This is a genomic window from Colwellia psychrerythraea (assembly GCF_000764185.1).
Lineage (GTDB): Bacteria > Pseudomonadota > Gammaproteobacteria > Enterobacterales > Alteromonadaceae > Colwellia > Colwellia psychrerythraea_B.
In genome coordinates, this window is the sequence record NZ_JQEC01000016.1 from 1 (window position 1) to 13,445 (window position 13,445).

6 protein-coding genes are annotated in these 13,445 nt (G+C 37.8%); 4 read left to right on the plus strand and 2 right to left on the minus strand.

Annotated features, from left to right (window positions below):
• Both GAB14E_RS14845 and GAB14E_RS24050 read right to left on the minus strand, forming a co-directional pair.
• The coding region (locus GAB14E_RS14845; RefSeq protein WP_033081717.1) for a beta strand repeat-containing protein at window positions 1–4,062 on the minus strand (4,062 nt) is incomplete at its 3' end.
• Window positions 4,063–4,153: 91 nt separating this feature from the next.
• Window positions 4,154–6,364, minus strand: coding sequence for an immunoglobulin-like domain-containing protein (locus GAB14E_RS24050; RefSeq protein WP_052093586.1), 2,211 nt, complete (start codon window positions 6,362–6,364; stop codon window positions 4,154–4,156).
• A 702-nt stretch (window positions 6,365–7,066) separates the two neighbouring features.
• On the opposite strand from GAB14E_RS24050, the gene GAB14E_RS14840 reads away from it, so the two are divergent.
• From GAB14E_RS14840 to GAB14E_RS14825, 4 genes are all read left to right on the plus strand, one after another.
• Entirely contained in the window at window positions 7,067–9,205 is a 2,139-nt protein-coding gene (locus tag GAB14E_RS14840; RefSeq protein ID WP_033081718.1) for a hypothetical protein, read from the plus strand.
• A gap of 30 nt (window positions 9,206–9,235) precedes the next feature.
• On the plus strand, window positions 9,236–10,168 hold the full coding sequence (locus GAB14E_RS14835) for a hypothetical protein (protein WP_033081719.1): 933 nt from the start codon (window positions 9,236–9,238) through the stop codon (window positions 10,166–10,168).
• A 78-nt stretch (window positions 10,169–10,246) separates the two neighbouring features.
• Window positions 10,247–11,263, plus strand: a complete 1,017-nt coding sequence (locus GAB14E_RS14830) for a hypothetical protein (protein WP_033081720.1) — start codon at window positions 10,247–10,249, stop codon at window positions 11,261–11,263.
• 397 nt (window positions 11,264–11,660) lie between these two features.
• The gene (locus GAB14E_RS14825) at window positions 11,661–13,190 is read left to right on the plus strand and encodes an ankyrin repeat domain-containing protein (RefSeq protein WP_033081721.1); all 1,530 of its coding nucleotides are present in this window, start codon (window positions 11,661–11,663) and stop codon (window positions 13,188–13,190) included.
• Window positions 13,191–13,445: the final 255 nt, after the last annotated feature.

Here is a 13,445-nt window from a genome sequence, read left to right on the forward strand (position 1 = left end):
TCCCATCACAAAAATATCTAAATTGGCATCACTACCAATTAACGATTGAATATTGCTGAAAGCATCAACATAGGAAGTGCCAAAACCAGCACCTGCATTGTCTTGATATAAAATACCGCTATTACTGCCTGAAATATCCCATTCGTTATCGGTATCTCGACCAGTCAGTGAGTTATTACCATCACTGCCGCCATCGATACTGTCGATGCTACTGCCACTGTCTATAACAAAGTTATCTAGGTTGGCATTACTACCAATAAGGGTTTGAATATCAGTAAAGCTATCTATATAAGAGGTGCCAAAACCTGCTCCAGCGTTGTCTTGGTATAAAACACCGCTATTATCCCCTGTGATATGCCATTCATTATCTGCATCACGTGCCGTTAGTGAGTTATTGCCTGTACCACCAGTGACTGTACCGACACTCGCGGTTGCACTGGTAAAACTAAAGTTATCATTAACACTGCTGCCGGTAAGGGTTTGTATTTTATTAAAGCGAATAGTGTTCAACGTACCTGTATCAAGGCCATCAACAACCCATGTATTAGTGATAGTAGTATTTGTACGTTTTAAGGTGTTAGTGCCACTGCCGCCATCAATGATGCCACCAGTAAGAATGCTGCCAGACTCGGTAATATTAAATACATCGGTATTTACGCCACCAGTGAAATTTTCAATGCCGGTAAAAACAAGGTTTAGCGCGCTACTGTCACTGTTATCGCGCCAAGAGCCATTGCCAGCGCCATCAATAAACCACTCTAAACCGTCGAAAGTACTGGTACTTATGAGGGTTTGGCTATTGTTACCCGTAATATTTACTTGGGTGGTGAAGGCGCTATTGCGACCTATTGTGGCAATGCCATCGCTGCCGCTGAGGTTTATATTTACGATACCTTCAATAACACCTACTAGCGATTCTTCGTTAACTGCACCAACACTGGCATTAATGTCATTATTTAGTGTTGCTGAATTAGCCGTAATTGAAACATCACCACCATTACCGCCAACGCCTTGTACACTAGGGTATCCTCCTGCAGAGTCTGAACCATCTCGGAAATACCGACCAACCCCAACACCACCTACAGCACTATAGTTACCATTTATTAAAGCGCTATCAGCGACTAATATTATACTACCAGCATTACCACCATTGGCTTGGTTTATGTCCCAGCCACTATCAGAGTACTCATTATCTCCAGCTGCCGCACCACCATCAGTACTTATTGCCTGGGTGTCTACAGTACCACTATTAGCAGTTAGAGCTACAGCCCCACCTTCTCCGCCATTTTGACCTAATTCGTACCACACATCTCTATAATCACCAGTAGTGCCAATAGCAGATGCATTTTGATTTACGGTAATATTACTATTGTTACTGAGTAAGGTAATATCCCCTCCAGCACGCCCAACAACACCAGTGTTTGAACCACCACCTCTATTAGTTGTACCGCCATCTGCCGTTAAGGTATCAACATTCAATGCACCTGTGGTGCTAATATTAATAGCGCCACCATCAAGGTTTTCACCACCCGTAGTGGTAATTGAAGAATTAACAGTACTCACACTGGCGCTAGCAGCGCTTATAAAACTACCGCCTTGCGTTGTGATAGCCGTAGAATTTAAAGCAACAATACCTGAGGTGGAATTTAGGGTTACATTACCGCCTGCGGTATCAAAGGTGCTTGAACCAAAATCTATGCCGCCCGTAGCAATATCAGCGTCTAAAGCGTCAAAAACAACAATACTACCACCTTCAGTGCTTATGTTGCTGGCATTAAAATTAACACTGCCACTAGCAGTAACACCTACCGAGGTATCAAATATCTCAAGGTTTCCACCACCGGTATTAATGGTGCTGGTGCCAAAGTCTACACTTGCAGTGATATCCGTTATGGTAATTTTTCCTGAGCCACTATTAATAATACTGTTATCAAAATTAATAGAGTTGACGGCATCTAAAGTTATATAACCGCCATTAGTTAGCACATTAGCTGCTGCAGAAAAAATAATATTGTCACCCGATGCTTCTAAGTAGCCCCCCCTAGTATCAATATTTGCATTGATATTAACATCACCACCACTTACACCGTTGGAGTTAGCTTCAAAAACCAAGCTGATACTTTCAACGTCAAGGACCGAGTCATGAATAACACCATTAATATTAATATCGTGATGAGCAGATAAGGTAAGAGTGACATCACCACCTTCAGGCTTATTTTCTATGTCTATAGAGGTGGCAAGTGTTATATTGCCGCCATCTGGCTCTGCTAGGCCACCGGCATCAGATGTTTCAACTTTAACATGTGCCCCGTTAGTAAAAACTGCATACAAGGAATCGATATCTAGCGTAGAGTCAGCACCAGCATTAGTAAAAAGATCGGTAACGGGTGCTGTAGGGGTTTGTGAGTCATCAATGGCTGAATCATTAGGTACATCATCTATGGTAATATTAAAAGGGTCTATTAACCAAGTACCTGAATTACCTTGATTTGCAGAAACATTAACATTAAGACTTAAATCAACTACCTCAGCAGAGGTTTCAACAAATCCACCGTTACCATTAAGTAAACCGCCTGTAGCTGATATATTGCCATATACTTTAGCGGAGTCATTACTCCAGATAATAACTTTTCCGCCGTCACCTTCATTTATAGCGTCAGCGTTAATATGGGTATTACCAGCAATATAACTAGCACTGGCATTTCTAATTAATTCATTTTCACCGCGATAATCACCGCCTATTAGTATTTCACCGCCACCAATGTCACCAGAAGCATCCATAGCTGAATCATTTAATAGCGCAACTTTATCGCCTAATGCCTTGATAGTTCCGCCTGTAGCTATGCTGCTACGCGCTGAGGTCAAGCTTTGTTCAGTAAATAGTAATGTATCCTGCGCATGAATTTCTATTTCACCGGCATTAAAAGAATTCGAGTTAGCAAGGATCTCTCCACTGGAAGTGATATTTTCACCTAACACCACTATTTGGCCAGCATTACTAAGAGTCGAATCTAATTCAACTGAAGAAACATCTATTTTACCGCTGTTAACAACATCAGCACCGCCACCTAAGGTAAAGCTGCCATCTTCATGAACGACCACACTAGTTGCTTGTTCTAGGCCAGAGTTAACCGCTTGTGAAAAAATATCTTGGCTAGTACTGGCGGTTAATAATACTCGTCCACCTTTAGCATTAATTTCACCGCTGTTAATTAACGCAGGATCGACGCCTAATTCATCTTGTAGAATTTCTTTACTGACTCTAACGCCCAGTACACCACCAGCATCAAAAGTTAATACTGCTTGTTTACCAGCAGCTAAAGTAACTGAGCCTAAATTAGCTTCAATTAACCCTTCGTTAATGACCTGTTTGCCAATAAGTGCAACATTTCCACCAACTGCTGCGTTAATAATGCCACGATTAATGACTTTGCCATTAGCACTGGTACCATTTTCAAAGGTAAGATCATTAAAAATATAATCGCCATTCATAAAATCTGTTGGCGACATATCCAGACCAGAGGCAATAATACCGCCAACATTTAATACTGAGGTATCAGTAAAAACTAAACCATTAGGATTAATTAAAATAACCTGACCATTAGATTGAATTTGACCAGCAATAGTAGAGCCGTTTACTCCCAAAATCCGGTTAAGTGATATGGCACTAGCATTGGGTTGCACATAACGCACAGTTTCATTGGCAGCAATATTATAACTATCCCAATTAATGGCCATGTGTTGTGAGGATTGGTTAATAAGCGTAGTTGCGGCATCTATTTTAGAAATATCACCACTACCACCAACAACAACACCACCTTTAGGGCCATTAGCAAAAGCAGGATTAATGAGTACGGGTAAAGCATAACTTGATAGTGCTAAACACACTGAAAAGGCAGTAGAAGAGAGTGCAAAGGCTTTGTTTTTGCTTTTACTTATTTTTGAGTTACTTATATGAGCAGTAAAGTTCGCATGAGACTTTTTAGTTTTTTTACTATTAACCTTTTGCTTGTTAATACCACTAAACTCATTGTTGCTTTGACCATTAAAGCGACTGCTCATGCGAATATCCTTACTGCGTATGTTTTTTTATATTGCTCGCTGTAACGCAAGCTATTATTAACGGGTTGAAATTAGCTTATAAAAACTATTTTTATGGGGTAGCACCGCCATCGGTAATAAGCCAACCTTTACCTGTTAGAATGTCTCTCGCGTCTTGAGAGCTGGGAGAATATTGACTAGTTCCGACACCAAAAGTAACCCCACTTTGTACCTCTTGCTTACTCCAACTGTCGAGTAACGCATCATAATATTCTGTGGAAATAGAAAGTCCAAAAAACAAACTTTTCATGTTGGTCACTAAGCCGATATTCCAACTACTGATGTCTTGATCAAATGAAATCGCTTTATTAAACATACTTGACATAGTAGTTAATGAGCTAACATCCCATGACCCGATATTTTGATTAAAAGCTATAGCGTTATAAAACATAGTACGAGTATCAGTCACAGAGCCCATGTTCCATTGGCTAATGTCTTGATTAAATGAAGTCGCTTCCCTGAATATAGATTTCATCTCTAATACCGAACTGACATCCCAGCTATTAAGGGCTTGATTAAATGAGGTTGCACCTTCAAACATTGAGTTCATATCAGTGATTGAACTAACATCCCAAGCATTGATATCTTGATTGAAAGAACTTGCTTCATAAAACATGTAAGACAAGTCGACAACAGATCTTAAATTTGGGGTGTCACTAGCGTTTATCACGAGGTTATCACAACCGACAAATGCTTGACTTAATGATAATAAAAGACCATCTCCCCACTGCTCAACGCTAAGTAACTTATCATTATCAAAACTGTTACTAAAAAAGTAAAGTTGATGAAAATCGCCACTAATTGTTACTGTGTAGGTGCCTGCAATAGCATAAGTATGAGGAGGTGAATCGCCGGTTAAATTTTCACTCGTACTACCGTCTCCCCAATCAACTGTGTAGTTATAGTTGGCATGAGCAGGGTTAGTTGTAATAGTTATTTCGTTATCTGCACTAACACCATTGTTATCTGTTTTCCAAGTAGTAATAAATGGGGTAGGTGCTACCACATCAACGGTGCGGACTTGGCTACTTACGTTATTAGCTGTATCTGTTACGGTATAAGTTAACTCATATTGACCGATAGTGTCATAATCTACTGTGCCTGTTGGCGCACCGACCACAACGACACCATCAAGGTTATCAAGTGCTGTTGCACCTAACTCTTTATAAACACGCCCTTTACCTAAACTAATGGTATTACCACCGGTCAGAGTGATAACAGGACCAGTAATATCAACAACGTTAACAACACGTTCAAGGGTAGCTTCATTGCCTGCGGCATCCGTTGCAATGTAAGTAAGACCATAGCTACCAATTTTGTTGATAAGCACAGTATCTGTAGTCGTGGCAGCAACATCGCCATCAACGGCATCAACGGCTGTTGCGCCTTGGTCATCATAAATAGCAGCATAGTTATGTTCAATTATCGCATCACCTGTAAGCGTGATTTCGGGTGCTGTTAAATCGGCAACATTGACCGTACGCACAACAGGCGTTGCGGCATTATTAGCAGCATCTGTTGCGGTGTAAGTAACGGTATAACTACCAATGACATTGGCTTTTACTTCACCTGTTGCGGTAATTGTAATTGCGTTAGCGTCGTCCACATTATCAGTAACCACTGCGCCTAAATCGATATAAGTGCCAAAGACATTATGAGTGAGTGGATTAGCACCACTAATAACCAATACTGGCGCAATATCATCAACCACATTAACTGTGCGCGTTGCCGTGCTACTATTTCCGGCAGCATCCGTTGCGGTGTAAGTGAGTGTGTAACTTTCTACTACCGCACTATCAACGTTACCTGTGGTGACTACATCAACAGTGCCATCAGTCGCATCTTCTGCGGTAGCACCAGCGTCGCTATAATCAGTACCAGCACTGTGGCTTAAAGGACTATCGCCTGCAATAGTAATAACCGGCGCAATGGTATCAACAACATTTACGGTACGCGTTATGCTGTTTTTATTACCTGCTTTATCACTAGCACTGTAAGTAAGTGTGTAACTGCTCACCACATCACTATCAACAGCACCTGTTATGGTAACGCTTACTGTACCATCGGTGGCATCATTGGCTGTAGCACCCTCATCAGCATAATCAGTGCCTGCACTGTGAGTAAGAGAACTACCACCATTTAAGGTAATAACTGGCGCTGTGGTGTCTTCGACGGTAGGAGTTGGATCTGAAGAATCGCTACCACATGCGGTTAAGGTGCCAAGCGAAAGTAAAAACACTGGCGCTAAAGATGAAAACTTCATAAAACTTCCCTGCGTATCTAAAGTAAAAGTAAAAATAATAAGAATATGGATTAACGCTTACTTTAATTTATGAAAAGTAATACGTTTAAAAGACAATAACTACACGAGCATCCATGCGAATAAAGGTGCAGTTTCAAAGTTAACTATCAGAACAAGTAAGCTTGTTGCTGTAACGCTAACCAAAGTCTATTTCGTGCGCGAAATTAACATATTTTCAACTTAATTGACAACATAATAACCATATTTGTTACTTTGTGTGTAGTTAAAAATTGTACAATTATTGTAACGACTGCAATTTATAAGAAACTCACCATTGGGCTACAAGGCACTATATACGGAGCTTTATGAGGTTAACATCAATAGGTGAGGTATTAATTAATTAGCTTAGAGTACAAATTCAAAGGTGAATAAATACTAACTAATTTGCACTTTTACTTAACTTTAGACTTGAGCCTGACTTGCGATTATGACTTTTTCGGTCTATGAACAGAGATTTTGACGAGAAAAGGACGGAGTTATTGAATAACATGTTAAGGGAATGACAGTTTTTGGTTTGCCTATTGAAACAACATAACCCCACTATTTATTAACTTAATAATGTGAATAATTGTAATTTAAATAAAAAACGTGCAATCACCTTTAAAGCCTAGTTATAATCACTAGCATCAAAACCATTGTATTCAACGGACTGTGCGCAATAAAATGTTAACCTCACAAGTGTTCAAAAGTAGAACTGGCCTGCATTACACGCTAAGGCTTACCAATAAAGGCATAAGCTCTCTTCCAAGTTCGATTAAAGCTGAATCTTTTAGCGATGAAAATATAGCTTTGCATTTTGTTCACAGCTTGCAAGTTCCACTGTTTTTTTGGGAGAACTTGGCACAAGAGAATTCATTTTTTAATTACCACAATTGGAACAAAGCTAATCCCTGGATTAGTATTGAAAGCTATATTGCTCAAGCGTTAATACAAGGTAGTGTGCAGGCTTTTAAGAGCGGTTCATTAACTGATATAAACCAGTCCATTGAGAAAAGACGTTTCAAGCAAAGTGGCTTAACTTTTGAATTTTTACCTGCAAGTTGTTTGTTAACCGACGCCCCCAAAGAACAAAAACAATTTAGTAGCCTGGCTGATACACAAAACTTTTTAAATACTTTATACCCTGCTCGTGAACAATTAACTGATTTGGTTCATAGTCTAAATTTAAACGTTCCCGCTAGTAGTACGACTAATGCCAGTGCAATGAATGAAGCTTTAGGGCAAGCGTTAATTAAGGGCGAAATAGTAATCACCCAAGAAGCTGAGGCTAGAAAACCAGAAGCTCAAGATATTATTGAGGAAGTAGCTGAAGTAGTCAGTTCAAACACACAAGAACCTGCTCCAGCACAAACAACTGCAGAAGAAGAAGACGATGAAGAAAAGGTGTGTGAGCTAACTAAATTAACAGTTGCCTGTGACCATGATGGAAGAAAGCAAATAGTCACCAGTGATTCAAGCATAGTTCCAAGTTTAAATGTTGTCGCTAGCGAAAAAGACAAAGGTGGCTTTGAAAAGATCACTGCAAAAATTGAAGCCAACGCTCCATGTGATAATCACACATCGTCTAGTACATCTATTCAGCCATCACCGGCTAAAACAACAAAAGGCTCACTTAGTAATGTATATGAGCTGGCTTGTGAGCCGGTCACCAATCCTCTTAATGTTTTATGGTTACCTTCGATAAAACCTAAAAGGTATAAAATTTCCGCTAATGCTTGTGATCGTTTTTCAACGTCTGCCGTTGAAGTGAACGTATTTCCGAAGATCAAATGGAATGCAAGTGTTGGGTATTCTTTTGGGAATAAAGAGCTTAGCCGCTCAACATCTGAAAATAAAAATACAGGTCAAATAGACGTTGTTAATAAACACGAGAATAAGTCTGGAAAGTTCCACGGTAAAATGGAACTTTATTATGACGAAAAGAAAAAAGATTTTGCAGGTGACTATAAAAACAATATTGATAAAGTCCTAGCAAATATTGATGATGTTACTAATAAGGTAGATTCCTTATTAAAAAACTTAAGTAATGGTGAATATTACGATTCAGGTGTCAAATTAGAAATATTTTGGCCTAATTTGTCTATTAAATATGAAGCTGAACTGTTAGAGAATAAACAATCAACAGAAGTTATGAGTACATACTCCTTAAGTGTTGCTGCAGACCCTCTTATTGGAATAAAAGGAAGTATTGATCTTTTTCCTGCAATTCTTACGGCAACAAAAGGAACACCTGTTGGCGCAGTGGTTGCTGCGGCGGTAAAAGGTGTAGGTAATGAAAAAAGCTTTGCAAGCTTGAAAGCTGACATCCAGTTAGTATTAAGTCTCGACGCCAAAGCTTTTGTTAATTTTACCACTAAAGGAACTAACGGGAAAGATAGTAAAGACTGTAAATCAGAACAAGCTATTGCAATGGATTTTCAATTTGAAACACTTATCGGGGCTAAAGGCCACTTCTGGGTTATTAAATTTGAAAAAAATTATCGAGCAGGAATTAAAAGTGGTTTTGTAGGAAAATCTGTAATAGAGCGAGATGATATTGGTTATTACTGGTATTGCCGTTTCTTATTTAATGGATTGGTTATAGTATTTACCAAATATGAGAAGCTTGAGAAAAACGTTTCGATACTTGGACGTAAAAAGAGCAAGTATAGCAAAATCCCTGACCAGATAGAGGAATCAACAAGTAAAGAAATAGTACTAATTCCTCCAAGTCCAGATGAAGAAGCACCACAAGATACAGATACAGCAGAAGGGTGTCCAGAAACTCAGTCAAATAACAGGCGCTATTTGATAAAGTTCTAGGCTTTGACCAAACAAGCAGGTATTACTACCATGAACAAAATAACGATAAAAATAATATTATCGCTAACATTTATTATATTACTTATGAAAGGCTTAACCATGGCAAACACAAATAACGATAAACTATTTTATGGTGTAGATATTGATTTAAATGGAGTAGGGGTTGATGTTCGAGTTAATGACATTCCTGTTTATTTCGATGATGAAAAAGGACAATTAACTGTAGAGGTCCCTGCTCCTGACTCTATTGTTGATGGAGAGAACATCCTGAGCATCAAAACGTTCCTACCATATGATGGAGATAGCATCGTTGAAAATTATTCTGAAGGCGCTTATGTAACGGCTACCTTGTTTCAACAAGATTTATCTCTTAATAATGGAATTAAACTTAAGTTAGCAACAGCTACTGTTAAGCTTACTGAAGATCATGTAAGTTTCAATATTGAAAACATTACAACTAAACAACAAAAATCAGAGGAAATAGAACTTAATAAAGATAAAAGCCATCTTATCAAAGTAGCCACAACCATTAACTCACCTTTTCCTCAATGGGTATGGCAAGACGGGAAATCAATCGAAAATAATAGTCAAAACTTTGAATCCTTATTGAAAAAATATCAAACGATCCATGAAGCATTAGAGAACAAAGACTTAGAAAAACTCAAAGCGCTTTATAGTAAACGAGCGGCCGAGACATCTATTGCCTACAACTTACCTGACGAAGAGGCAGGGCATCTGAAACTAAGTGTTGGCGTAGATATGCATGATAAAGAGCTAGAACTTTATGATTTCCAAACAGAAGGAATGCGTTTAGAGATCCTTGCCAATGGCAAACTGGCTAGAGTAATTGATTCTGATAAAGACCAACCTATTTTGTATTTCAACTCCTCTTCACAGCTAATCCACCTATATAAGTTTATGTTTTATCTTAATAAGCAAAATGAATGGGTTATGGTGCGATAGATATATCATCATTTAAATGAAAAACTTTTTATCCTTTTAGGACACAGTCCTGACAGCTTTACCACAACAAGAATTACAATGACTTATGTTTACCTAAAAGATATTTTCCTAATACTAATCCCTTTTATTCTATCGAATTTAGTTTTTCAGTATTTTTATCAAACTAACATTTTAAAAGTAACCGTTTGGTGGTTTAAATATCATAATGAAATAGACCATCAAGGCGTTTTATATATTGGTTTATTTTTCACTTATATTATTATTTGGGCAAGTACTGGTTCAATTATTAATAAAATATCTTGGGCGCTACATGGTGAAAAGAATCAGATGATTTATGTCGGGGACATATCAAAAAATGAGGCCTTACTTTACCCTGCTGATAATTTACAGGCACCCGCAGTTAAAGATAGTAACATCAGTGGTGCATCATTTTCATTTAATCGAATTTATAAAAAAGTTACTTATTTAAGAGATAAAGGTAGTACTCGATTAGGTTTACCAAGCGCGGGGGGAGAATTCTCATGGCGTGGTCTTTTTTCTACTGCTTGTTTCATTGCTGCTTTTACACCTGTTTTTTTTGCGCTTATGCACAGCTTTGCCTATATCGTGTCGATGCAGCTAGAAACAATGGATTTTTACCCGGATAAAACATGGCAAGAAGCATGGGTGAATTTATATAATCCATACGGCATAACATTAAAAAAAATGATGATAACCTCGTGTGCTCTCATTTTTGGCCCTATTGTTTTATTTACCATACTACCAAGTAAATCTTCTGCTCGTTCAGCTTTTGGCGAACGAGTCATTAATCTACCAATGGATATTCGTCCTTCGAATAAAGTTATGGGACTACCTATTGAAAGCTACCGAGTTATCAATAAAGGAGTTGCTGGTAGTAAAGATACCGATTCAGGCTATAGAGTGATAATTTTTAAATTTAAAGATAACTTCCCAAAAACGGTCTATGTCTCATTAAAGTTTGACTCTAAACAGCACCCAGAACTAGAGAAACAAGCAGAGAACAATATAAAACACGGCATACCCATGAAAGTAATAATTACAGATAACTTAGGTATTGAACTGGTTAACCAATAACATTTATTACTTCATTAAAATTTGAGAAGCTTGACATGGTCACTCGCTTATAAATAATATTTAAGAAATCAATAACTGCTCACTTTAATTAAGCTAAAAGGCCTTTAATCACCGAGAGTAAACAGGGATTTTTATTAAGTTTTCAGATAAATAGTGTGATTGATGACTTTTAGAACAACAAGGACACTCGCTTATAAAACTTATTTGGCCACCCATGAAAATCTTTTATCAATACCCCATAAAAACTTTTTTATTTACAGCTTCTGATACAGAAATCGTAATTTTTTAAATTTTTCTGAATTGGAATACATAGGAAAGTCCCCGGAAATGTTGATTTGCCTTTGTCTTTTTGTATCGATATCATTGAGCGTCATATAATAAAAAATGGATTTAATTTATGGCTTTTAGTCACCTGCCCCCGAACATTTTGTTTTTTCTTCTAATAATTTTGATAACGGCATTAGTCGTTTTTTTTGTAAAGAAACCCAACAACGAGGAAAAGATCATACACCTTCAAACTAAAATGATGGATTATTCCTGGTATGACGGTGAAGTAGATCTTTTGATTGATTCTCGTCGGTTTATTCAAATAAAAAAAGGCAACATAAAAGAGATAGGTCGTATTGAATTTATAGAAGACGGATTTAATCTATTCTTGGAAAATGGAAAAGCTTCGTTTCGTGTTAGCTTTTCTGGTGATGGACGTACTATGAACCACCAGGGTACTCTTAGTTTAGAAACCCCTTTGGGGCTAGAACATATTGACGTTAACCTTACATATAAGGCCCATGATAAACCTATAGAATTCCCTAAAGCTGCGGATCTCTCAGAAGCACTTAAGATTAGTGATCTTAACTTTATTATAAATTACCACGGTGATTTCGAAGAGAAAGACGAAGAAGGGCTGACCCCGCTTATGATAGCGTGTAAAGGTAGGTTTCCTGATGTTGTTGAATACTTAGTAAATAAAGGAGTTGATATTAATATTGAGAACAACAATGGAGGAACCGCCTTGAGTATATCTGTAGTAAGGGGAGGTGCCTCCAATGTCAGAACCTTATTAAGTGCAGGAGCAACTAGTGATGATCGTTTCAAAAGAATTTTATATCGAGTATTAGAATTTGGAGATAACGAAATTTTATCGTTACTCATAGATAAAGATGTTGATTACTACGGTCGCAATAATGACGGGAATACTATATTGGAAGCCGCTACATCTTACCTTGGAAGTGCCTTAATAAAGACAACCGAAAACCTTGAAGCGGTGCGTATACTTGTTGAAGAAGTAAAAATTGATGTGAATACAAAAAATGAGTTTAATGGTAACACCGCTATTTTCTCTGCAGCTGAAACGGGTTCAATCAATGTACTGAAATACTTAATCAAAAAAGGCGCAAATGTTAATGAGTTAAATAATAAAGGATATAATGCTCTTTTACATACCATACACCGCCACAAGCATGGAATGATAAATGGTGAACCCGATCTAGACTCTGATGATATCTATAACTCATTGAAATTTTTGATTGATTCAGGAATAGATGTTTCAGTGCTTGATGAAAATGGTCAACCTAGCTATGAATTAATTGCATCAAGTGATGCAAGCCGCCTTTTAAAAGTTATACCTGCCCCTAAAATCACTCCTGAAAAGGTACATAAAAGTACACCTGATTCTGAGGAAGAACCTGCAGAGATTAGTGTTATAAAGCTGCTTAAATCACCTTCTGAATCAAGGTGTGAGCATTTAGATATGGCCATTCTTTATTATGATGACATTGAAGAAAAAGAAACGGTTGCCAAAGAGGTAACTATTTATAAAGGTGGAAATGCCTACCTTTTAGACTCTGATAATATTGAAAATCCAAGGGAAGGCTCAAAGAAATGGATGAGTCCAATTAAAATATTCAAATGTCATTCAGAGAATTAACTAGGAACTTATAACTTATTAGGCCACCCATAGTAGCTTGGTTGAATTTACATCAATAAACCAAACTTAATTTACCTGAATTAAGTTTGGTGATTTTTATGCCTAAGCCTCGCTCACAACAAATTAGTTGATTACTACAATCCACCCTTTTTTGTTACTTGTTATTATGGCTGGCAACTTATCCATACACTTACGGTATAGCCAATGCCCATGCTTGTTTGAATAGCGCATAGCACCCTTTAGCGAGTAAGTTGG

Bases quoted from the DNA above. Each gene is read 5' to 3' on its own strand.
- GAB14E_RS24050 (WP_052093586.1), bottom strand. From the start codon at position 6,364: ATGAAGTTTTCATCTTTAGCGCCAGTGTTTTTACTTTCGCTTGGCACC.
- GAB14E_RS14830 (WP_033081720.1), top strand. From the start codon at position 10,247: ATGACTTATGTTTACCTAAAAGATATTTTCCTAATACTAATCCCTTTT.
- GAB14E_RS14840 (WP_033081718.1), top strand. From the start codon at position 7,067: ATGTTAACCTCACAAGTGTTCAAAAGTAGAACTGGCCTGCATTACACG.
- GAB14E_RS14835 (WP_033081719.1), top strand. From the start codon at position 9,236: ATGAACAAAATAACGATAAAAATAATATTATCGCTAACATTTATTATA.
- GAB14E_RS14825 (WP_033081721.1), top strand. From the start codon at position 11,661: ATGGCTTTTAGTCACCTGCCCCCGAACATTTTGTTTTTTCTTCTAATA.